This is a genomic window from Luteimonas salinisoli (genome assembly GCF_013425525.1).
In the GTDB taxonomy this organism is placed as follows: domain Bacteria; phylum Pseudomonadota; class Gammaproteobacteria; order Xanthomonadales; family Xanthomonadaceae; genus Luteimonas; species Luteimonas salinisoli.
In genome coordinates this window covers 60,979-84,218 of sequence record NZ_JACCKA010000049.1, presented here as the reverse complement: position 1 = coordinate 84,218, position 23,240 = coordinate 60,979, and the positions used below count along the sequence as shown (strand labels likewise).

At 71.3% G+C, this 23,240-nt stretch carries 18 protein-coding genes; 15 read left to right on the top strand and 3 right to left on the bottom strand.

Going from position 1 to position 23,240, the window contains the following annotated elements; translation table 11 throughout:
* The first annotated feature begins 23 nt into the window (after positions 1-23).
* From H0E84_RS07325 to H0E84_RS07265, 13 genes are all read left to right on the top strand, one after another.
* Positions 24-740: a penicillin-insensitive murein endopeptidase gene (locus H0E84_RS07325; RefSeq protein ID WP_180677986.1), complete on the top strand. Its 717-nt coding sequence runs from the start codon at positions 24-26 to the stop codon at positions 738-740.
* Positions 741-774: 34 nt separating this feature from the next.
* Positions 775-1,623, top strand: coding sequence for an AraC family transcriptional regulator (locus H0E84_RS07320; protein ID WP_180677985.1), 849 nt, complete (start codon positions 775-777; stop codon positions 1,621-1,623).
* A gap of 169 nt (positions 1,624-1,792) precedes the next feature.
* Entirely contained in the window at positions 1,793-2,659 is an 867-nt protein-coding gene (locus H0E84_RS07315; RefSeq protein WP_180677984.1) for an ABC transporter ATP-binding protein, read from the top strand.
* Between the two features lie 4 nt (positions 2,660-2,663).
* Positions 2,664-6,251 carry a M1 family aminopeptidase gene (locus H0E84_RS07310; protein WP_180677983.1) on the top strand — a complete coding sequence of 1,196 codons (3,588 nt, stop codon included), beginning with the start codon at positions 2,664-2,666 and terminating at the stop codon, positions 6,249-6,251.
* Between the two features lie 105 nt (positions 6,252-6,356).
* Complete coding sequence (locus tag H0E84_RS07305; protein WP_180677982.1) at positions 6,357-7,448, top strand: CPBP family intramembrane glutamic endopeptidase; 1,092 nt, start codon at positions 6,357-6,359, stop codon at positions 7,446-7,448.
* A gap of 233 nt (positions 7,449-7,681) precedes the next feature.
* Positions 7,682-8,020: a hypothetical protein gene (locus tag H0E84_RS07300; protein WP_180677981.1), complete on the top strand. Its 339-nt coding sequence runs from the start codon at positions 7,682-7,684 to the stop codon at positions 8,018-8,020.
* 95 nt (positions 8,021-8,115) lie between these two features.
* Entirely contained in the window at positions 8,116-8,571 is a 456-nt protein-coding gene (locus tag H0E84_RS07295; protein WP_180677980.1) for a hypothetical protein, read from the top strand.
* A gap of 89 nt (positions 8,572-8,660) precedes the next feature.
* A complete protein-coding gene (gene folE / locus H0E84_RS07290) occupies positions 8,661-9,269 on the top strand; it encodes a GTP cyclohydrolase I FolE (RefSeq protein ID WP_180677979.1) in 609 nt (202 codons plus the stop codon).
* A gap of 77 nt (positions 9,270-9,346) precedes the next feature.
* On the top strand, positions 9,347-10,639 hold the full coding sequence (gene egtB / locus H0E84_RS07285; protein WP_180677978.1) for an ergothioneine biosynthesis protein EgtB: 1,293 nt from the start codon (positions 9,347-9,349) through the stop codon (positions 10,637-10,639).
* Entirely contained in the window at positions 10,639-11,613 is a 975-nt protein-coding gene (gene egtD / locus H0E84_RS07280) for an L-histidine N(alpha)-methyltransferase (RefSeq protein ID WP_180677977.1), read from the top strand. The genes egtB and egtD overlap by 1 nt, the downstream gene beginning before the upstream one ends.
* Positions 11,614-11,659: 46 nt before the next feature.
* Positions 11,660-12,892: a lytic murein transglycosylase gene (locus H0E84_RS07275; protein ID WP_180677976.1), complete on the top strand. Its 1,233-nt coding sequence runs from the start codon at positions 11,660-11,662 to the stop codon at positions 12,890-12,892.
* A 556-nt stretch (positions 12,893-13,448) separates the two neighbouring features.
* On the top strand, positions 13,449-14,240 hold the full coding sequence (locus H0E84_RS07270) for a hypothetical protein (RefSeq protein WP_180677975.1): 792 nt from the start codon (positions 13,449-13,451) through the stop codon (positions 14,238-14,240).
* Positions 14,241-14,567: 327 nt separating this feature from the next.
* Positions 14,568-15,875, top strand: coding sequence for a TCR/Tet family MFS transporter (locus H0E84_RS07265; RefSeq protein WP_180677974.1), 1,308 nt, complete (start codon positions 14,568-14,570; stop codon positions 15,873-15,875).
* A 66-nt stretch (positions 15,876-15,941) separates the two neighbouring features.
* On the opposite strand, the gene H0E84_RS07260 is transcribed toward H0E84_RS07265, so the two are convergent.
* The 3 genes from H0E84_RS07260 to H0E84_RS07250 all read right to left on the bottom strand — a co-directional run bounded on the left by H0E84_RS07260 (position 15,942) and on the right by H0E84_RS07250 (position 17,847).
* Positions 15,942-16,259, bottom strand: a complete 318-nt coding sequence (locus tag H0E84_RS07260) for a hypothetical protein (protein ID WP_180677973.1) — start codon at positions 16,257-16,259, stop codon at positions 15,942-15,944.
* A gap of 184 nt (positions 16,260-16,443) precedes the next feature.
* Complete coding sequence (locus H0E84_RS07255) at positions 16,444-16,797, bottom strand: I78 family peptidase inhibitor (protein ID WP_180677972.1); 354 nt, start codon at positions 16,795-16,797, stop codon at positions 16,444-16,446.
* A gap of 171 nt (positions 16,798-16,968) precedes the next feature.
* A complete protein-coding gene (locus H0E84_RS07250) occupies positions 16,969-17,847 on the bottom strand; it encodes a hypothetical protein (protein WP_180677971.1) in 879 nt (292 codons plus the stop codon).
* A 128-nt stretch (positions 17,848-17,975) separates the two neighbouring features.
* Here H0E84_RS07250 and H0E84_RS07245 point away from each other — a divergent pair, with 128 nt between their 5' ends.
* Positions 17,976-21,806: a patatin-like phospholipase domain-containing protein gene (locus tag H0E84_RS07245; RefSeq protein WP_180677970.1), complete on the top strand. Its 3,831-nt coding sequence runs from the start codon at positions 17,976-17,978 to the stop codon at positions 21,804-21,806.
* A gap of 259 nt (positions 21,807-22,065) precedes the next feature.
* Positions 22,066-23,184, top strand: a complete 1,119-nt coding sequence (locus H0E84_RS07240) for a DNA topoisomerase IB (RefSeq protein WP_180677969.1) — start codon at positions 22,066-22,068, stop codon at positions 23,182-23,184.
* Positions 23,185-23,240: the final 56 nt, after the last annotated feature.

Below are 23,240 nucleotides of genomic sequence, written 5' to 3'. Positions count from 1 at the left end.
GCCGCGCGCGCTAGCATGCACGGATGAGGGCACCGAAACGGATCGCGGCCGCCGCCGCGCTGCTGGGCGCGTCCTGGATCGCTGTCGCCGCATCCGGCGCCGAGAGCAGGTGTTTCGGCGAGGTCTCCGACGGCCGCCTCGAGTCAGGCATCGCTCTTCCCCGGCGCGGCAGCAACTTTGCCGCCTACAGCGCACTGGCCGCGACGCTGGGACGCACCTACGTGCACGCGACGGTCTCCGACATCGTCGCCGACGCCTATGCGGAGATCGCCGCCACGGACCCGGAATACGTCTACGTGTACGGCGAAACCGGCCTGTCGGGAGGCGGTCCGTTCCCCCCGCACCGCACCCACCAGAACGGCCTCTCGGTGGATTTCTTCGTGCCCGTACGCGACGGAAAGGGCAAGCCGGCGGCGCTCCCCACCCATGCCGGGAACCGCTTCGGCTACGACATCGAGTTCGACCGTCGGGGACGTCACGCCGAGTACGCCATCGACTTCCCGGCGATGGCCGAACATCTCTATCGTCTGCATCGTGCCGCCGAAAGCCGCGGCGCTGGCATCGCGCTGGTGATTTTCGAGCGCGCCTATCTTCCGGCACTGTTCGCCACGCCACGCGGAGCCTGGCTGCGGCGCAATCTGTCGTTCATGCAGCGCGACCCATGGGTCCGCCACGACGAGCACTACCACGTCGATTTCGCGCTGCCCTGCGCGCCACTGGGGCGCGATGCGGGCCGATAGGATACGCTCGCCGAATCACACCGAACCCGAAGCGATGTCGCCCACCCCCGGTCGTCCACCCGCATCCGCGACCCCGGACGCCCCCGGCGCCACGACCCGCACGGCGGCGCCGTGGCTGCGGCACGCGGCGGGTGGGCAGCAGCGCATCGAGGCCCATCTCTCGGGGTTCCAGTTCGCGCCCCACCGCCACGACACCTACGCGGTGGCGCTGACCCTGGAGGGGGTGCAGTGCTTCGACTACCGCGGCTCCGCCCGCCATTCGCTTCCGGGCGGCGTGGTCGTGATCCACCCGGACGAGCGCCACGATGGCAGGCCGGGCACCAGCGACGGTTTCCGCTATCGCTCCATCCACATCGAGCCCGCCCGGATCCAGCGGATGCTCGGCGCTAGCGGGCTTCCATTCCTCGCCGGGGGCACCTCGACCGATCCGCGCCTGCTCGGCCCGGTTCAGACGCTGCTGGCGGACTACCGGCGACCGCTCGGCGAGCTGGAGTTCGACGACGCGCTGTACGACCTGGCCGTCGCCCTCGACGCGGTCTCGATGCCGCGACGCCGCACGAAGCCCATCGACGGTTTCGCCGCCGAGCGGGCGCGCGCGTACATGCTCGCGCACTGGAACAGCGACGTGTCCATGGCCTGTCTCGAACGGGCGAGCGGGCGCGACCGCTGGAAGCTGTCGCGGGACTTCCGCGCGCTGTTCGGCACCAGCCCCTACCGCTACCTGCTCATGCGCAGGCTCGAACGCGCGCGGGACATGCTGGCCGGGGGCCACGCGCCGGCCGAGGTCGCCGCCGCGTGCTGCTTCGCGGACCAGAGCCATCTCACCCGCCATTTCCGCAACGCCTTCGGGGTGACTCCGGCGAGGTGGGCGCGCCCCGACTGAGTACGGGTGCGCACGATCGTTCTATCGCCCGGCCGGAGGCGGGACCAGAATGCCGTCCTCCGTCCGGAAGGGCGCACGATCTCCGCGATGACCGGCACGCCCCTGGCGCCCGCGACGATCGCCTCGCGCCACCGGTTCGGGAAGCGCATCGCTCCCCCAGGGCCCTGAGATGCTGAGAATCGAGAACCTTTCCAAGACCTATGGCAATGGCGTTCGGGCCCTGAAGGACGTGAGTCTGGAGATCCCGAGGGGAATGTTTGGTCTTCTCGGGCCCAACGGAGCCGGGAAGTCGACGTTGATGCGGACCATCGCCACCCTGCAGGGCGTCGACTCCGGAAGCATCTTCTTCGACGACATCGACGTGCTCAACGAGAAGCACGAGGTGCGCAAGATCCTGGGCTACCTGCCGCAGGACATGGGCGTCTATCCGGGGATCCCGGCCGAGACGTTGCTGGATCACTTCGCGGTGCTGAAGGGATTGGTTTTCGCGGAGGCGCGGCGCGAAGCCGTCGAGCGGCTCCTGCGAATGACCAACCTCTACGACGTCCGGAGGCGCAAGCTCGGCACCTTCTCGGGCGGCATGCGCAGGCGTTTCGGTATCGCGCAGGCGCTTCTGGGCGATCCCGGGTTGATCATCGTCGACGAGCCGACCGCCGGTCTCGACCCCGAAGAGCGGATCCGTTTCCTGAATCTGTTGTCCGAGATCGGGGAGACCGCGGTGGTGATCCTCTCGACCCACATCGTCGAGGACGTGCGCGAGCTCTGCACCCGCATGGCCATCCTCTCGCAGGGCCGGGTGCTGCTCAGCGGAGAACCCGGCGCGCTCGTCGCCCAGCTCGAGGGGAGGGTGTGGCGCAAGGTCGTCGGCCGCAGCGAGGTCGCCGGATACCAGAAGTCGATGCCCGTTCTCTCCTCGCGGCTCGCCGCCGGGCGCACCGTCATCCATGTCCTGGGCGACCGAGCTCCGGGCGACGGGTTCGAGCCCGCCGAGCCGGATCTCGAGCACGTCTACTTCGCTGCCCGTCATGGCGGCTAGGGCCGTGTGGGCAGCCATTTTCCGGTTCGAGGTCCGATATCAGCTTCGGCAGCCCCTGTTCTACCTGGTCACCTTCTTCCTCAGCGTACTGCTGTTCATCGCGGGCACGGGCCACGGCCCGGGGGGCGCCGTCGGCAGGCTGCACCTCAATGCGCCCGCGGCGATCCTCGAACTGCTGGTCAAGGGGATCTTCCTCGTGCTCTTCCTGATGACCGCGTGCGTCGCCAGTGCCGCCATGCGGGACTTCGACCGGCGGACCTTCGAGCTCTTCTTCTCCAAGCCGATCTCGCGGTTCGACTACCTGACCGGGCGGTTCGCGGGAGCGATGGTGGTGTGCACGCTCGCGTCCGTGGTGGGCGCCGGAGCACTGGCGGCAAGCGCCTTCATGCCCTGGCTCGATCCGGCACGGGTAGGGCCGTTCCGGATCGCACCGTACGCATTCGGCCTGGGAGTGCTCATCATCCCGACCCTCCTCGCGCTCGGGGCGGCGTTCTACGCCCTCGCGAGCTGGACGCGCAGCACGCTTGCCACCTACCTCGGCGTCGTCGCCTTCTTCGCGATCAACGCGATCGCGGGTTTGGCGGCTTCCCGTCTAGGGACGCCTTGGATCGCGCAGCTGCTCGATCCGCTCGGCGTGGTCGCGCTGGGTGGCGCCCTGAAGTACTGGACCGTCGCGGAGTTGAACGCGGCGACTCCCGAAATCACCGGGCCCCTTCTCTGGAACCGGATCCTCTGGCTCGGTCTGGGACTCTTGGCGCTCGGCCTCTCGGTAGCCGCCTACGATCCGTCGCGTTCGCGGAAGCGCCCCGTCCGGATGCCGGATGCGACCGATGCCGCCCCGCCGGTTGGCGCCGTCCGAGTATCGGCGCCGGCGTCCCACCGCGTGTTCTCGACACATTCGGTCCTGGTCCAGTTCATGCGCCAGGTCCGGCGCGAGGCAACGACCGTCCTGGGAAGCCTCCCGTTTCTCGGCATCGTCGTCCTGGGGGTCTTCGTCCTCATTCAGGCAGCGGGTTCCGCCGGGAACATCTTCGGGATGCCCGTCCAACCTCGCACCCACCTCATGCTCGAGGCGCTCCAGGGCGGATACTCGATCATCCTGTTGCTCGTGGTCGTGCTCTACAGCGGCGAATTGATCTGGAAGGAGCGGGCGCTCGAGCTGGACGAGGTCGTCGATTCGATGCCGACGCCGAGCGTCGCGTACGCCGGCGCCAAGCTGGCCGCGCTCCTGCTGGTGATTGCCGTCTTCCTGCTCACGGGCATGCTGGCACTCGTCGGCTTCCAGCTCTGGCACGGCTACGATGACCTCGAGCTCGACCTCTACGCGCAGGGCGTCGCACTCGCCGCCGTCTATCCGATCCTGATGATGGTCCTCGCCTGCTTCTGCCACGTCGTGGCGCGCGGCCGGGTCGCGGGATACGGGCTCGTGATCCTCTTCATCGTCAGCTGGGATCTCCTGGAGGAGTTCGGGTTCGAACATCATCTCTACCGGTTCGCGAGCCTCCCGCCGACGCCCTACTCCGACTTCAACGGCTACGGACCGTTTCTCACGCAGTTCGGCTGGTACGGCCTCTACTGGGGATTCGGTGCGCTCGTGCTCGTCGGGCTTTCGATCCTGTTCTGGAAGAGGGGCACCGACAACGCGTGGAGGGCGCGATGGGCCGAGGCGCGCGCACGCTTCCGAGGCCCTGCTGGCACGGTGACCACCCTCGGCGCCTTGGGTCTCGTGGCCGCGGGCGCCTGGATCTTCTACAACACCAACGTCCTGAACGAGTACGTGCCGAGCACCGAGGCTGCAGAACGCCGCGCGAGCTACGAGCGGCTCTATCGGCGGTACCAGGCTCTGGACCTGCCTCGGATCGTCGCCGTGCGTGCGGACGTGGACATCTTCCCGGACCGGAGGAGCGTCGAGATCCGGGGCACCTACCTCATTCGGAATCGCTCCGGCGAAGCGCTACGCGACCTCCATGTGAGCATTCCGGAAAGCGTTCACGTGAACCGCCTCGCCCTTCCCGCCCACGACGTCATCCTCGAGGACGAGGCGCTTGGCTACCGCATTCTCCGCTTGCGAAAGCCGCTCGAGCCGGGAGATGCCATCGAGCTCGGTTTCGACCTCACGGTAGACAACCGAGGCTTCGTCAACAACGGCGCACAGGTCGCCGTCGTCGACAACGGCACCTACTTCACCAAGCGCGACTACTTTCCGGTCATCGGCTACGACGCTCAACGGCAGCTCGCCGATCCCGACGAGCGGCGGCGCCACGGCCTGGAGTCCGTACTCCCTCTCCCCGGTCTCGACGATCTCGTCGCGCGGCGGAGCACGCCCCGAGCATCCGACGCCGACCGGGTCGACTTCGAAACCACAGTCTCCACTTCCATCGACCAGATCGCCGTCGCGTCGGGCGAACTGCAACGGGAGTGGATCGCGGACGGACGGCGCTACTTCCACTACCGCTCGGAGAGTCCCATCACACACTACTTCGCCTACGCATCGGCGAGGTACGAGGTGACACGAAGCGACTGGGGCGGTGTCGCGATCGAGATCTACCATCACCCAGGACACGGCGACAACGTCGGCCGAATGATGGACGCGGCCAGAAAGTCGCTCGCCTATTTCGCGACGAACTTCGGCCCCTACCAGCATCGCCACCTGCGGATCGTCGAGTTTCCCGGCTATGTCCGCGACGGCACGGCGTTTCCCGGCCTGATCGCACTCTCCGAGTCGACGGGGTTCAACGCCCGCCTCGATGGCGAGGAGGCAATCGATCTTCCGTTCTACGTCACCGCGCACGAGATCGCCCACCAGTGGTGGGGTCAGCAGGTGGTCGGCGCCAACGCGCGGGGCGTCGGCGTGCTCCACGAGACGCTGGCGCAGTATTCGGCGCTGATGGTGATGGAGGATGAGTTCGGGCGACGGGGGGTGCGCCGCGTTCTCGCGTACGAGCACGACTGGTACTTGCGTGGACGCGCAGCCGAGCGCGGAGTGGAGCCGCCGCTCGCGCTCGTCGAGCGCCAGGACTACGTGTACTACCACAAGGGCGCGCTGGCCATGTACGCGCTCCGCGACGCGGTGGGCGAGGTGCGGCTCAACCAGGCGCTGTCGCGCTACCTCTCGCGTACCGCGGTCGGGGAGCCGCCCTACACCACGACGGCGGAGCTCCTCGAGGAGCTCCGTCCGACGGTGCCCGAAGGGTCGAAGCATCTGGTCGAGGACCTGTTCGAGCGGATCACGACGTTCGACGCCAGGGTCGCCGCCGCGACGTCCACCGAGCGCGCGGACGGCACGTTTCTGCTCCGCTTCGAGCTGGAGGCGCGCAAGCTGCGTGCCGACGGCGCCGGCGACGAATGGGAGATCCCGATCGACGACTGGGTCGACCTCGCGGTGTTCGGCGAGGAAGAGGAAGATGGGGACGGCGGCGCCGTACTCTTCCTCGAGCGGCGGCGCCTCCGCGCCTCGCCAGCCGCTTTCGAGTTCGTGGTCGACCGACGGCCAGGGCGGGTGGCGGTCGACCCGTACTACAAGCTCATCGATCGCGACCGCGGCGACAACGTCCGCGCCGTGTCGTCGACAGGCGGACCAGCTCGTCGCTGACCACGTCCCGACTGAGTACGGGCGCGCACGATCGTTCTATCGTCCGGCGGCAGCCGGGACCAGAATGCCGTCCTCCGCCCGGAACGACGCGCAGTGAAACCCACGATGGCAGACAAGCCCTTTTCGCCCGCGGCGGTCGCCGGGCGGCATCCGGTCCTCGTGTTCATCGCCCTGACGTTCGCCATCACCTGGTCGGTGTGGTTCTGCGTGCCGTGGGTGGCGGGACCGGACTGGGCACTCGGAAAGATCGTCACCGGCCTGGCATTCGGGCCCGCACTGGCCGCGATCGTCATGGATCGCTGGCGCGGCACCGGCGCCACCTTCGGCGACAGGATCTGGTGGATGCGGTTCTTTCCCGTGTTCGCGATCGTCGCCACCATCGACCTGTCGATCCTGCTGACCGGCGACGCCATCACGGCGGGCGGCTTCGCCATCGCGCAGCCTCCGGGCCTGTCGCCGCTGGGCGTCGCCAGCGCGCTGTCGGCAGCGGCGGTGGCCGGCTTCATCGTCGCCATGCTGGCAGGCAGCCGGTCGCCGCGGCTGTCGTCCGTGTTTCGCTGGCGGGCGCCGTTGCGCTGGTGGCTGGCCGCGCTGTTCCTCCCGGCCGGCTGGATGCTGCTGGGCGTGCTGATCGCATGGACGACAGGGTCGCCGATCGAGTCCGCCAGCGGCGGGTTGCCCCCGCCGGTGTGGGGCCTGTTCCTGCTGCGCTCGACCCTGTTCACCCTGCTGGTCGTGGCGGTCGGAGAGGAGGCGGGGTGGCGCGGCTGGATGCTACCGGAGCTGCAGAAACGCATGAGCCCGCTGGCGAGCACGGCGCTGATCGGGGTCGTGTGGGGGCTCTGGCACTACCCATTGTTCGTCAACGGGCAGTATCCCGACGACCCGCAGATGGTGTTCGCCAAGGTGGGCGTTTGCGTCCTGCTCGGCATCCTGTTCACCTGGCTTTACAACCGCAGCGGCGGAAACCTGCTGCTGGCGGTGGTCCTGCACACGACATTGAACAACACGGCACGCGTCATGCCTTTCACCGAGTACGCCGGGGTCGGCATGCTGGTTCTGCTGCTGGTGCTGGTAATCGCCGATCGGATGTGGCGTCGGCGCGGGAAGGCAACGATCGGCGGCGACCCGGCGGAACCTCCGGACGCTGAACCTTCCGGTGCCTCGCGGTCGCGCACGACAAGGGCGGATTCCTGAACGTCCGGCTTCGCGCGGCCCGCACATGCGGCGAAACGCCTGGCCGTCCCGGTCCCGACGCGGGCGCATTCATCGCCGAAGCAGCGCTGGCGGCCGGATTCATGATGAACCCTGGCCGACGTCGACGACGGAGGTGGCGAAAAATTCACCGCACGGAGACCTGGCCAGGTATAGCGTCGCGCCCAACATCCGCTGTACCTGCTGCGTCGCCCGCTCGGCGCGACCCGACTACGATGGAAAGAAGCCACCGCCACGATCCCGCCGACGCACAGCGTCCGGCGCCGAGCGGTCGCCACGATGAGGCCTTCCCCGACATGCACCGCTATCGGCGCGAATTCCGCGACGTGCCCAGCTACTCGGTCGGGCGCACCTGGTCGGACTATGCGCCGGCCTACCGCTACGGGCGGCTTCAGCGCGGCGCCAGCGCGGGGAGACCGTTCGAACAGGCCGAAGCGGCGCTGGCCCGCGGCTGGCGCGATGCGCGCGGGGCCTCGCGGCTGAACTGGGCCGAAGCGCGGCCGGCGGTGATGGCGGCCTGGAACGATGCGCTGGCGGAGGCCCGGCACAACTGACGGTTTTCATTCCGGTTTCATCGCATGCCGCGCACGCTGGATCGGTGCACCGGCGCGTCCCCGCGCGCCCGGCGCAGGTCCACCGGGAGACAGCGATGAGCATCTTGCAGAAGGATCACGTTCTCGGTGCCGGCGGCAGTGCCGTGCTCGGCGGCGCGGTCGTCGGTGGACTGGGATTCGCGGTCGGCGGCCCGCCGGGCCTGGTGATCGGCGTGGTGGCCGGCACCGCCGCCGGCGCGCTGATCGGCCACCGCGCCTCGGAGGCCGCCGATCATCGCGGCAACATCGGCCATTTCGAGCAGATCTACCGCCAGACCAGGTACTACGTGGCGGACATGGAATGGCGCGACTACGAGCCCGCCTACCGCCTCGGGCTCGACAGCTACCGCACGCATGGCGGCCAGCCGCTGGAGGACGTCGAGGCGGCGCTGGGTGCGCGCTGGCTCAACCAGCGCGGCGAGTCGCGCCTGAACTGGGAGCAGGCGCGCGATGCGGTCGCCCACGTCTGGCGCGAGATGGACCAGGGCCTGCGGGAGAAGGGCAGGCACTAGGGCGGCCGGCGCGGCGCGACTGGAGCCTGCCGCGCCCCGCCTGTGGCCGCGCGGTACCATTGCGCATTTCCAGACCACGGCGGATGCGCATGAGCACGCAACCCGATCCACCTCCTGCGGTCGGCCGCGAACAGGCCGAGGAAGCGGTCCGCACGCTGTTGCGCTGGGCCGGCGACGACCCCGCGCGCGAAGGCCTGCTCGACACCCCGGCGCGCGTCGCCAAGGCCTACCGCGAGTGGTTCAGCGGCTACGCGCTGGACCCGGACGACTACCTCGCCCGCACCTTCAGGGAAGTCGAGGGCTACGACGAGATGATCGTGCTGCGCGACATCGAGTACGAGAGCCACTGCGAGCACCACATGGCGCCGATCATCGGCCGCGTGCACGTCGGCTACCTGCCCGACGGCAAGGTGGTCGGCATCAGCAAGCTGGCGCGCGTGGTCGAGGCCTACTCCAGGCGCCTGCAGGTGCAGGAGAAGATGACCGCGCAGATCGCCGGCTGCATCCAGCGCGCGCTGCAGCCGCTCGGCGTCGGCGTGGTGGTGGAGGGCGCGCACGAATGCATGACCACTCGCGGCGTGCACAAGCGCGGGGTGAGCATGATCACCTCGACCATGCTCGGCTCGTTCCGCGAGGACGCCCGCACCCGCGCCGAGTTCCTGCGCTTCATCGAGGTCGGCGGCGGCGTGCGTCGCTGAGGCTGCGCGCCGCGGGATCGTTCCTGCGGCGGCGGCGCCGTGACGTGGCGGTCACCGGATCGCGTTATCCTTTCCGCATGTCTCCTTTGGCCGCCGTCGCACCGGACCCGACGCCGGACGCTCCGCCCGAATCGCCGGCCCGGCGCTTCCGGCGCGTCCGCGCGCACAGCGCCCGCCTGGCGGCGCCGCTGTCGGCCGAGGACGCGATGGTGCAGAGCATGCCCGACGCCAGCCCGGCCAAATGGCACCTGGCCCACACCACCTGGTTCTTCGAGCGCTTCATCCTCGCGGCGCGGCCCGGCTACCGGCCGTTCGATGCCGACTGGGATTACCTGTTCAACAGCTATTACCAGAGCGTCGGCCCGATGCACGCGCGGCCGCGCCGCGGCATGCTCTCGCGGCCGACGCTGGCGCAGGTGCAGGACTATCGCGCCGAGATCGAGGCGCGCCTGCTGCAGCGGCTCGATGCCGGCGATCTCGACGACGAGGCGCTCCAGCGGCTCGAGCTCGGCCTCAATCACGAGCAGCAGCACCAGGAGCTGCTGTTGACCGACATCAAGCACGCCCTGTGGTGCAATCCGCTGTGGCCGGCCTATCGCGCCGATCTGGCGACCGTGAAAGGCGCCGCGTCGTCGCTGCGCTGGCTGGCGCGCGAAGAGTGCATCGCCACGGTCGGCGTGCCGGCCTGGCCCGCCGCCAGCGCCTTCGCCTACGACAACGAATCGCCTGCGCATCGCGCGCTGGTGCCGGCGCATGCCCTGGCCAGCCGGCCGGTGAGCAACGCCGAATTCCGCGAGTTCGTCGACGACGGCGGCTACCGCGAACCCGGGCCGTGGTTGAGCGACGGCTGGGCGCAGCTGCAGACCGGCGGATGGCAGCGGCCGCTGTACTGGCAGGAGGACCTGGAACATGCGTTCACCCTCGGCGGCGTGCGCCCCCTGGACCCGCACGCACCGGTCGCGCACCTGAGCTACTACGAGGCCGACGCCTACGCGCGCTGGGCCGGCGCGCGCCTGCCCACCGAGACGGAGTGGGAGCTGGCCGCTGCGCCGCTGCCCGTCGCCGGCCATTTCGCCGACGACGGCCGCTTCGAGCCGCAGAGCGCGGCCGATACCGGCGGCGGCGCGCCGCTGCAGCTGTTCGGCGACGTCTGGGAGTGGACCTCCAGCGCCTACACCGCGTATCCGGGCTACCGGCCCTGGCAGGGCAGCCTCGGCGAGTACAACGGCAAGTTCATGTGCAGCCAGTGGGTGCTGCGCGGCGGCAGTTGCGCCACGCCGCGCGGCCACGTGCGCGCCAGCTACCGGAACTTCTTCCCGCCCGATGCGCGCTGGCAGTTCGCCGGCCTGCGGTTGGCGCGCGACGCCTGATGGACATGCGCGCCAGGCCCAACGCGGAGCTGGTCGATCTGCTGCCCGGGCCGGAGCGGATCTCGGCCGACGCCGTCGCCGGACTCTCGGCCACGCCCAAGCGGCTGCCGTCCAAGTACTTCTACGATGCCCGCGGCTCGGAGCTGTTCGAGCGCATCACCCATCAGCCCGAGTACTACCTCACCGCCACCGAATCGGCGCTGCTGGCGCGGCGCATGCCCGACATCTCCGCAGCGATCGGCGACCGTGCGCACGTGGTGGAGTACGGCAGCGGCAGCGGCCGCAAGACCGAGACCCTGCTCGCCGGCCTCGACGACCCGGTGGCCTACACCCCGATCGAGATCTCGCGCGCCGCGCTGCTCGACAGCGTGGCGCGGCTGGAGGGGCGCTTTCCGAAAATCGAGATGCTGCCGGTCTGCGCCGACTTCACCCGTGCGGTGTCCCTGCCGTCGCCCGAGCGCACGCCGCGGCGGCGGCTGGCGTTCTTTCCCGGCTCCACCCTCGGCAACTTCGTCGAGGACGAGGCCGTTGCGCTGCTGCGCGCCATGCACGACACCGTCGGCGCCGGCGGCCTGGCTCTGGTGGGCATCGATCTGGACAAGGATCCGGCCACGATCGAGGCGGCCTACAACGACGCCGCCGGCGTGACCGCGGCGTTCACCCTCAACCTGCTGGCGCGGCTCAACCGCGAGATCGGCAGCGATTTCGATCTGGGGCAGTTCCGCCACCGCGCGCGCTATTCGCGCGAGCGCCGCCGCATCGAGACCTTCCTGGTCAGCCAGCGCGAGCAGCGGGTGCGGCTGGACGGCCGCGAGTTCGCCTTCGCCGCCGGCGAGGAGATGCAGGTCGAGTACAGCCACAAGTACACCGATGCGCAGTTCGCGGCGATGGCCGCGCGCGCCGGCATGGCGGTGCGCGCGGCCTGGAACGATGAATCCGACTGGTACGGGCTGCGCCTGCTGCGGCCGGCCTGAGCCGGCCCCGGCCTATCATGGCCGCCACCGTCCGGGATCTCCGCCGATGAAACGACTCGCCTGCCTGCTGCTGCTCGCCCCCGCCTTCGCTGCGCAGGCCGACCAGGCCGATCAGGCCTTCCAGCGCTGCCTGGTCGGGCTGAAGACGGCCGCTGCCGGCAAGGGCGTGAGCGCAGCCAGTTTCGACCGCTACACCGCCGGCCTGCAGCCCGATCCGTCGGTGCTGGAGCTGCTGGACGCGCAGCCGGAATTCACCACGCCGATCTGGGACTACCTGGCCGGGCTGGTCGACGCAGAGCGCGTGGCGGACGGGCGGGCGATGCTCGAGACCCACCGCGAGCTGCTGGCGCGCATCGAGCGCGAGTACGGCGTCGACGCCGCCACCGTGGTCGCGGTCTGGGGCGTGGAGAGCGACTACGGCCGGGTGTTCGGCAAGCGTCCGCTGCTGGTGTCGCTGTCGACGCTGTCCTGCGCCGGACGGCGGCAGGAGTTCTTCCGCGGCGAGTTCTTCGCGACGCTCAGGCTGCTGCAGGATGGCCACATCCAGGCCGAGGGCCTGACCGGATCCTGGGCCGGTGCGTTCGGGCACACCCAGTTCATCCCCTCCACCTACGCGCGCATCGCCGTGGACGGCGACGGGGATGGCCGCCGCGATCTGGTCGGCAGCATCCCCGACGCGCTCGCGTCGACGGCCAACTACCTCAAGCGCGCCGGCTGGCGCACCGGCCAACCCTGGGGCTTCGAGGTGAAGCTGCCGCAGGGATTCGACGCCTCCCTGGCCGGACGCGGCAAGCGCCGGCCGCTGTCGGACTGGACCGCGCGCGGCGTGCGCGGCGTCGACGGCAGCGAGGTCGCGCCGCCTTCGGTGCCGGCTTCCAGCCAGGCCGCGGTGCTGCTGCCCGCGGGCCGCGACGCCCCGGCATTCCTGGTGTTCCGCAACTACGACGCGATCTATTCCTACAACGCCGCGGAAAGCTATGCGCTGGCGATTTCGCTGCTGTCCGATCGCCTGCGCGGCGGTGAGGGACTGGCTGCCGTCTGGCCCACCGACGATCCGGGCCTGTCGCGCGCCGAGCGCCGCCGCCTGCAGCAATCGCTGCTCGATCGCGGCCACGACATCGGCGAGGTCGACGGGATGATCGGCAGCAACACCCGCCGCGCGATCCAGGCCGAGCAGCGCCGGCTCGGCATGCAGCCGGCCGACGGCCGCGCCGGGCGCAGGATCCTCGAGGCGCTCGACAGCGACCGCCCCGGCCCGGAGCCGAAAGCCGCCGAGTGAGCGGCCCGGGGCCGGTTTGGCGCAGCCCCCGACCCCCGCTCTCCGACCCGATCGCCACATCGTCTCCAGGCGGGTCGGGGGATGCGTGACAACCAAGCGAGTATCGGGGGAGCGACTTGTCACGTATCTCCCGACCCCCCCGCACGCGTTTCCCGGGACGCCTGCTCGATACCCACTATCACCAGCCCCGGCCTCGCGATCGATGGCCCGAACGTACGTGCGCCATCGGGTGGGGGCGGCCCCGCAAGTCGCTCCCCGATACTCGCTTGGTTGCGGCGCCGCCCCCACCCGATGGTCCGACATCCACCGGCGCCTTCCGAAGACCAAAGGCCCGACGCGGCGTGGCCGCCCGCAACCCGTCCTGCGGCCAGATCGCCACGCCGTGTCCAGGCGGACCGGGGGATGCGTGACAACCAAGCGAGTATCGGGGAGCGACTTGTCACGTATCCCCCGGTCCGCCCCTCCGCATCGTTCGCCGTTCCCTCGGGTCGGCCCCAGCTTTCCACTTCCCGCCGCAGGCCCTAGCGTGGAAGCAAACTGATCTGGAGGGAGCGACATGAGCGACGGAAGCGATGGCGCCGGCGGTGTCGGCGGCGGCGGCGGGACCGGCAGCACCGGCAACGACAGCAGCGCCGCCGACTCGCTCGGCAATGCCGCCGAAGCCCTCGGCAACGCGGCCGAATCCCTCGGCCAGGCGATCGGCAACGCGCTGGGCTCGATGGCGGGTGCCGCCGGGCTGGACGGCGCGCTCGGGCAGATCGCCGACGCGCTCGGCATCGACGCCCGCGACCTGCAGGGGATCCTGGGTGCGGCGGTGCTCGGCGCGGTCACCGGCGGCCTGGCCGGCGCGGTCATGGGCGTGGTCAACGGCCTGGTCGGCGGCAGCCTCAGCGAGGCCGCGCGCAGTGCGGTGGCCGACAACCTGCCGGCCGCCATGCAGCCGTTCGCCAACCTCGCCATCGACCGTTTCGCCGGCCAAATCCCCGGAGCCAACAGCTCGCTACAGGGCGCGCTGGGCGCGCTCGCCGCGGGCGCGCTCACCAACGGCCGTACGCCCGACATCGGCGACCTCGGCGCGGTCGCCCGCTCGCTGGGCGAGGTGACCACGGCCGCGCACGGGTTCATGGACGCCGCCACCCGCGGCGATTTCGCCAGCACGACCGAGGCCGTGGCTTCGCTGGAGGGCGCGCTGCAAGGCGGCTTCGGCCAGGCCCGCGACATCGCCGCCGGCGTCACCTCGAGTTTTGCCGCAGGCCACGACGTGTATCCGGGCGGCGGGCACGGAGATTTCGGCAACGCGGTGGAGCAGCTGGCGGTCGACGCCACCCGCCTGCTCAGCCAGCGCTGAGCGACCGGACCAGGGCCGGGCCCGCCCCTGTAGGAGCGGCCCATGGCCGCGAAGGCCGCGGGGAGCTCCGGTGGGATTGGCGGTGATTCCCGACGCGGGCTTTCGCGCGCATGGCGCGCTCCTGCGGAAAACTGCCAGCTCCGCGGCGGTGTCGTGCGGCGGCCCATGGCCGCGGAGGCTCCGGTGGGATTGGCAGGGGATTCCCGGCGCGGTCAGCCGCGCCGGCTTCGCGCATGGCGTGCTCGTGCAGGCCTCGCCCTGGGCCGACGCAGGTAAACCGGTCCGCTTGGCGGCATAATCCGCAGCCGCTCGCCGTCGGCGCCTGGCATGGTCGATTCCCCCGCAGTCCCCGCGCGCAAGGCCGCGCTGGTCTTCATCTTCGTCGTGGTGCTGATCGACGTGCTGGCGTTCGGGCTGATCATCCCGGTGCTGCCGCACCTGATCGAGGACTTCGTCGGCGGCAATACCGCGCACGCCGCGTACTGGGTCGGCGCGTTCGGGGTGATCTTCGCCGCCATCCAGTTCGTCACCGCACCGGTGCAGGGCGCGCTGTCGGACCGTTTCGGACGGCGCCCGGTGATCCTGCTCTCCTGCCTCGGGCTGGGGCTGGACTTCGTGCTCATGGCGCTGGCCGATACCCTGCCGCTGCTGCTGCTGGGGCGCATCATCGCCGGCATCACCTCGGCCAGCTTCACCACCGCCAACGCCTACATCGCCGACGTGGTGCCGCCGGAGCGGCGCGCCAAGAGCTACGGCATGATCGGCGCGGCGTTCGGCATCGGCTTCATCGCCGGGCCACTGCTGGGCGGCTGGCTCGGCGACATCCACCTGCGGCTGCCGTTCTGGTTTGCCGCCGGCCTGGCCCTGCTCAACTTCGGCTACGGCCTGCTGGTGCTGCCCGAATCGCTGCCGCCCGCGCGCCGCACCGCGCGCTTCGACTGGGCGCACGCCAACCCGCTCGGGTCGCTGCGGCTGTTGCGCAGCTATCCACAGGTGTTCGGGCTGGCGGCGGTGGTGTTCATCGCCAACCTGGCGCACTACGTGTATCCGAGCATCTTCGTTCTGTTCGCCGACTACCGCTACGCCTGGGGCCCGCGCGAGGTCGGCTGGATCCTCGCCGCGGTCGGCGTCTGCAGCGTGATCGTCAATGCGGTGCTGGTGGGGCGGGTGGTGCAGCGGCTCGGCGAGCGGCGCACCCTGCTCGCCGGGCTCGGCTGCGGCGTGGCCGGGTTCCTGTTCTACGGCTTCGCGCAGACGGGATGGGTCTTCCTGATCGGCATCCCGGTCAGCGCACTGTGGGCGCTGGCGGCGCCGGCCACCCAGGCGCTGATCACCCGCCAGGTCGGGGCGGAGGCGCAGGGCCGGGTGCAGGGCGCGCTGATGAGCCTGGTGTCGCTGGCCGGGATCCTGGCGCCGGGCCTGTTCGCCTGGACCTTCGGATTGTTCATCGGCGAACGTGCGCCGATGCACCTGCCCGGCGCGCCCTGGCTGCTGGCTGCGCTGCTGCTCGGTGCCGGCTTGGCGATCGCGTGGCGGCATGCGCGGGCCGACGTGCCGAGGATCGACCCCGGTTCGCCCGCCACCGCCGCCGCGGGCCCCGCGACCGATGGCGGCGAGGGGCGCGGCCGGACATAAAAAATCCGCCCCCTTGCAAGGGGGCGGAAATCGTCGACCTTGGAGAGAGCGTCGCGCGCTGCGCGATCAATTGGTCGGCGGGGACTCCGGATCCTCGGGATCCTCCGGCGGCATCTGCTCGCTGGTCGGATCCGTCTCGTCGATCATTTCCGGAGGTGTCTGTGTGGGCGGCGGCGCGTTCGGATCCATCGGATCGACCGGAGCCTGGGTCGGGTCGGTCATCGGGTCGACGGGGTCGTCGGTCACCGGCGGTGGCGCCCAGGCATCGCCCGCGGGCTCGACCGGTTCGGTCGGCTCGTCCATCGGCGGCGTTTCCTCGGGCGGCGTGCAGGCGGCCAACGAGAACATCAGTGCCGCGGCCAGGGGCAGTGCGGTTCGGAACATGCGCGTACTCCTTGGGGAGGAAGACGCCCCGAGTGTCCGCCCCGGGATGTATGAATGGCGTCATGGCGACGCTAACGAAATCGCAACGCGACGGCCGGCGAGCTTCCGCACCGCGCCGGTGTCGTGGTGTCGTCGCGGGAACACGCGAACCGGCGCCAGTGCAGGCACCGGCCGGCCGCGCCGCTCAGCCGCAGCGCAGTGCGGTGATCACGCCCTCGTCGTCGACATCGATGTTCAGGCGTCCGGCGCGGAACTCCATGGTCACCATCTGCCCGGGCGTCAGCACCCGCGCAACCTCGGCGCCGGCGCCGTTGCGCGCCTGCTCCACCACCGAAGGATCGGCATGCTGCCCGACCAGCGATTGGACCGCGCTGGCGTCGCAATCGCCGCCGCCGGGCTCCCGGCTGGGTGGCGCGGCGCCGGCATCGGCAGCGGGCGTCGACGCTCCGGGCTCGTCGGCGGCGTCGCGTACGGGCGTGCAGGACGCCAGCGAAACGACCAGGGCGGCGAGCAACAGCGAAGGGGCATGGCGGGGCATCGGAAACTCCAGGCGGCGTGAGGACGGCGTCAGCGTGCCGTCGGTCGTGTGTGAATCGCGTCAAGCGCGGCCCCGCGCCGGGATGCCGCGGCCGCGCCGGTCCGCCCGGGGCCAGGCCGCCCAGGCGATGCCTGCCGGAGGCCGCTGCCCGGCCAGGCGCCGCCGCCGGACTCACGCGACCGCGGCGCGCTTGGACGCCGGCAGCGCCGCGCGCAGCATCGCGTTGTAGCCCGGCGCGAGCATGGCGAAGCCGGCTTCGGTGGGATGGATCTCGTCGTACCAGAACGCGGGATCGGCCGCCTCCGGCAGCAGCGAGAAATCGGCGAACGAGAACAGCCCCGGGAAATCCGCCCGGCTCGGCGCCAGTACCCGGTCGCGGAAACCGTCGACCAGCAGCAGCCGGGCGAAGCGCGCCGTCTCGGCGCGGCTCCCCAGCACCGGTCGCATCGGCGGCCACAGCCACGGACCGACGTTGCCCACCAGCGGCGCGGCCAGGCCGAGGTTCTTGATGCTGGTGCGGCCGGGCTCGCCGATCCGCAGCGGCGGCACGTAGCCGTGGCCGACCACGCGGAACGCACCGCCGACGCGCGCCATCGCCTCCAGCAGAATGGCGTAGCGCTCGCGCACTCGCGCGAACACGCCGGCCTCGACCACCATCGCGAACGCGTCGGCGGCGCGCATGCGCCCGGCGCCGGCGAAGACCGCGGCCAGTCGCGGACCCAGCGCATCGTTGCCGCCCACGCTCACGCACAGCAGATCGAACTCGCGCGCGCGCAGGCGCTCGGCGTAGTTGCGACAGCGCGCCGGGGTGCACATCCGCGCCGCGGTCAGCCCCGGCCCGCCCAGCCGCAGCGAGATGCCGTCGATGCGCACGAAGCTGTTCCAGTAGAGGTTGCGGTACAGCGGCGTGCTGAACCAGGAGTCGCCCCAGTAGGCGATCGCCGGTCGCGCGCGCAGGGCATCGCGCCATGCCCGGCGCTGGCGGCTGGACGGGGTGCCGCTGGCGCGCGCGACCGTCGCCCAGTCGCCGTAAATGCGCTGTAGTTGCATGTTCGGAAGGTCCGCGTGTACTACCCTCAAGGTTAGCGCGCGGCGCGCGTGGCCGTCGCCGCTGCTGCACGCCGTTCTTCCCGGACGGCGTCGCGCGGCGGCCAGGGAGCGGAGCGGAGGAGGAACCAGTGCGTCTCGGGAATGTCCTGCCCGCCCTGCAGGCGCGGATGCGCCGGCACGGGCGCCCGGCGCCGGTCGACCTCGACGGCGTCAAGGCCGCCGAGCGCGCGGTGATCCTGGGCGATCGCGCCGGCGCCGGCGCGCCCGAGCTCTGGGGCCTGGCGCTGTCGGGCGGCGGCATCCGCAGCGCGACCTTCGCGCTCGGCGTGCTGCAGGCGCTGGCGCGCCTGGACCTGCTCAAGTGCTTCCACTACCAGTCCAGCGTGTCCGGCGGCGGCTACATCGGCGGCTTCCTGCAGGCGCTGATCCGGCGCCGCGGCTTCGCCGAGGCGTTCGAGGTGCTGCGCGCGCGGCTCGGCGAACCGGGCGACACTCCCGGCCTCGCCCCCGACGAGGCGCTGCGCAAGGTGGCGCGGGTACAGCGGCCGATCCTGCACCTGCGCGAGTACAGCAACTACCTGGGCCCGCGCAAATCGCCGTTCTCCGGCGACACCCTCGGCATGGCCGGCACCTACGTGCGCAACGTGCTGCTGGTGCAGGTGCAGCTGTGCGCGCTGATCCTGGCGATGTGCCTGCTGCCGCTGCTGCTCTATGGGGCGGTGGCCGGGCCTGCGCGCGAGCATCCGGTGCTGATGCTCGGCATGGCCGGACTGCTGGGCATGGCCGCGGTAGTGCTGCTGGCCTACGTGAGCGGCTACGTGGACCGCCGCGCGCGCGCGGGCGTGGATCCGGCGGATCCGCCACCGCCACGGATCGCGCTGGCGGCGCTGGCCACGATCCTGGCCCTGGGGTTGGGTTCGATGCTCGGCGCATTGGGTCTGGCCGGCTACCAGCACCTGCCCGGACCGCTGCACCACCTCTTCGACGCCCTGCCGGCACCGCCGGGCGCCGCCGTGCGGCTGGGCACGGCTACCGCGGTGCTGTACCTGCTCGCGTGGCTGTCGTGGCTGGCGTTCGAACGCTGGCAGGCGCTGCGCGGCCCCGAGGGGGGCGCGGAGCCCTCGCCGCTGCTGAGCCACGCGCCGCGCTTCGTGCTGGGCACCGCCGGCGCGGCGGCGTTCGCCGGCGCGGCCATCGTCGCGCTGCAGCAGCTGGTCGCCGGCCGCCTCGCCGGCGACACGCTGTGGCACGTGGTGATCCTCGGCCCCTCGCTGGTGATGGCAGCGGTGGTGCTGACGGCGATCGTACACCTCGGGCTGGCCGGGCCGTCGCTGAGCGACCTGCAGCGGGAAATCTGGGCACGGGTGGGCGGGCGCACCGCCGGCCTGGTGCTGCTGGCGATCACCCTGTCGCTGGGACTGACCATCTACGGTCCATGGCTGATGGGCTCGCTGGCGCGGCTGGGGGGCGAGCGCATCGCCGGGCTCGGCTGGGCCGGCGTACTGGCATGGGTGTCGACCACCGGCATCGGACTGCTGTTCGCACACGGCCGTCGCGGCGGAGGCGATCCGGCGTCGCTGCGCGCGCGCCTGCTCGACCGGGTGGCGCGGCTGGCGCCATGGGTGTTCGTCCTCGGCATGCTGGTGGCGCTGAGCCTGGTCGGGCAGTGGCTGCTGCGCCGCCTGGCCGGCGCCGCGCCGGCGCCGGACGGCGGCCTGGCGGTGTACCTGCTGTGGCTGCAGGACGGGCTCGGCGCGCACGGCGGCATGCTGCTGCTGCTCGTGGCCGGGGCGGCGGCGACATGGCTGCTGTTCGGCTGGGCGGTGGACGTCAACGAGTTCAGCCTCAACGCCTTCTACCGCAACCGCCTGGTGCGCTGCTATCTCGGCGCCAGCAACGAGGCGCGCAATCCCGAGCCGACCACCAACTTCGACGTCGACGACGACCTGGTGCTGGCCGACCTGGCCGAGGTGGAGCGGCTCGAGGGCGGCCGCCCGCTGTTTCCGCTGATCGGTGCGGCGATGAACCTGGTCGCCACCACGCAGCTGGACTGGCAGGATCGCAAGGCCGCCTCGTTCTGCCTGTCGCCGGGCTACTGCGGACACCTGCCGCCGGCCTCGCGCCCCGGCGCGCCGGCGATCGGCGATGTCCGCCCCGGCACCGGCAATGGCCGCGCGCGCGGATCGGGCGAAGCCTCGCTGGCGTCCTCGCTGACCCTCGGCAGCGCGATGGCGATCTCCGGCGCCGCGGTCAATCCGAACATGGGCTACCACAGTTCGCCGGCGGTGACCTTCCTGCTGACCCTGTTCGACGCACGGCTGGGCTGGTGGCTACGCAATCCCAGCCACCGCCAGCCGGCGCCCGCGCGCAGCGCGCCGTTCTTCGGCGGCTGGCTGCTGGCGGAACTGTTCGGCCGCACCGACGACGGCGGCCGGTTCGTGCACCTGTCCGACGGCGGGCATTTCGAGAACCTGGGCATCTACGAGCTGGTGCGGCGGCGCTGCCGCTTCATCGTCTGCGTCGATGCCGCGGCCGATCCGCAGCGCGCCTTCGCCGATCTCGGCAACGCCGCGCACAAATGCCGCGTCGATTTCGGCGCCCACATCCGCATCGATGTAGCCGCACTGCGGCCGCAGGGCGACGGGCGGGCCGAGCGCAGCTGCGCAGTGGGCCGCATCGACTACGCCGACGGCAGCAGCGGCACCCTCCTGTACCTCAAGCCCACGCTGACCGGCGCCGAGTCCGCCGACATCCTGCACTACGCGCGCACCCATCCGCGTTTCCCGCACGAGCCCACCAGCGACCAGTATTTCGACGAGGCGCAGTTCGAGAGCTACCGCCGGCTCGGCGAGGACGTCGCGCGGCGCGCGCTGGAGCCGGCGCTGGAACGCATCGGCGCCGGGGTCGGCGCCCCCGGCCACGCCGAACTCGGGCTGCACGACTCCGGGCGCAAGCGCAAGCTGCTGATCGCGCTGCGCCAGCGCTGGGTGGCGCCGCTGCCGGGCGTGGCCGACTGCTTCGCCCTGCACGGCAAGGCGCTGTCGCGGCTGTTCGCCAAGCTGCGCAACAGCCCCGAACTGGCGGTGCTGGATGCGCAGTTCCATCCGGCGTGGACCGACCTGGTGGATCCAGACGACGGCAGCGGCGACGCCGCGCGGCCGCTGGGCCGGCGGACCCGGCTGCCGTCGCAGCGCGATTTCCGCGCCTGTTTCTACTTCTGTCAGGAGCTGATCCGGCTGATGGAGTCGGTGTACCACGATCTCGATTTCGAGCACGCCTGGGACCACCCCGACAACCGCGGCTGGGTGAACGCGTTCCGGCATTGGAGCTGGTCGCCGATGTTCCGCATCGCCTGGACCGTGGGGCTGCCCACCTTCGGGGTGCGCTTCGCCACGTTCTGCCAGCAGCGCCTGGACCTGCCGATGCTGGCCAACGACGACGGCTACCAGCGGGTGCTGCGGGTGGAGGACGTCACCCCCGGCGAGGGCACCACCTGGCGCGCGGCCTGCGGCCGGCTGCTCGACGAGGGCCGCATCAACCATGTCGAGCACGGCATCCTCACCTCCGACACCCTGCTCGCCGAAGCCTGGCCGCCGACCGCCCTGTACCTGCTGCGGCTGCGCTGGAGCGCGATCCTGGCGCGCACCGGCAACCGCCTGCCGGACACCACCGTGGCCGTAGCGGTGCTCTCCGGCGGCACGCTGCGGCTGTTGCGGGTCCAGGACCACCTGCGGCGGATGGGGCTGGCCACCGAGTTCATGCGGCTTCTCGCCAGCCGCCAGCGCATCGACGCGGTGGAGGTGAGCCCCGGCTACTACGGCGCCGCCGGGGTCTGGCGCAGCGGTGTGGCGCGGCGGGTCAACGACTGGCTGCGCGCGCTGCTGCTGCAGACCGGCAAGCGCCATCGCGAGCGCAGCGGCCGCGCCCGCCGGCGTTCGCCTGATCGCACGTTCTCGTAGCGCGACGTGCACGAAGGCCGGCGCGGCCGGCCAGGCCGGGAATCGCCGCCGACTCGAGCAGAGAATCCCGCGGCTTTCGTAGGAGCGTGCCATGCACGCGAAGGCCGGCGCGGTCGACGGCGCCCGGAATTGCCGCCGGCTGGACCGGGGACATGCGCGCTTCCCGACGCCGCCCCGTTGCCGACGAAGTCGCCTCGCCAAACTCCTGGTGATGGGCGGTTCGCGCGCCGTTGACGCGGCGATGCCGCATCTTCATGCCATGCCCTCCCGCGCCGCAGCCGGTCCGCCCGGCACCTCGGAAGCCGACGCCGCCGATGCGGGCCTGGTCTACGTGTGCGATACGGAGCCGGGCATCTCGCGCCGCCGCGCCGGCCGCGGCTTCTGCTACCGGATGCCGGACGGCAGCGTGGTGCGCGATGCCGACGTCCTGGCGCGGATCCGCGCGCTCGCGATCCCGCCCGCCTATACCGAGGTGTGGATCTGCACCGACGCGCGTGGTCACCTGCAGGCCACCGGCCGCGATGCGCGCCGCCGCAAGCAGTACCGCTACCACCCGCGCTGGGCGCAGGTGCGCGACGAGGGCAAGTACGAACGCCTGGTTGAGTTCGCGCGCGCGCTGCCGAAACTGCGCCGGCGCCTGCGCATCGACCTCAAGCGGCCGGGGCTGCCGCGCGACAAGGTGCTGGCGATCGTCGTCTCGCTGATGCTGGAAACGCTGGCGCGGGTGGGCAGCGACAGCTATGCGCGCGAGAACCGCTCCTATGGCCTGACCACGCTCCGCGATCGCCACGTCGCCTTCCTGCGCGGCGGCCGCGCGCGGCTGAAGTTCCGCGGCAAGGGCGGACTGCAGCACGAGCTGGAGATCGACGATGCGCGCCTGTCGAAGCTGGTGCGCGCTTGCCAGGACCTGCCCGGGCAGGCGCTGTTCCAGTACCGCGACGACGACGGCGGCGTGCAGCCGGTCGGCTCGGCCGACGTCAACGACTACCTGCGCCAGGCCACCGGTGCCGACTTCACCGCCAAGGACGTGCGCACCTGGGGCGGGACCCTGCATGCGTTCCGCGAGCTGGCCTGCACCCCGCTGCCGGAGCCCGTGCATGGCGACAGCCCCAGTGCGCGCGCGCTGACCGCCGCGCGAAACGAGGTGACCCGTGCCGTGGCCGCCATCCTCGGCAACACACCCGCGGTGTGCCGCAAGGCGTACATCGATCCGCTGGTGTTCGAGGGTTGGCAGGACGGCCACTTGGCGCGCGCCGCTGCCGGTGCCCGCGGTCCGCGCCAGTGGGAGCAGGCGGCGATGCGCTTTCTGGCCGCCGCGCGTCGCCGGGCCGCGCGCGCGGGCACGAACGTCGGGAAGGCGCGACGATCAGTGGGTTGAGGTCTGCAGCGCAGCGTGATTCCCGGATTGCCGCCCGGGCCCGCGCAGGGCGGGTG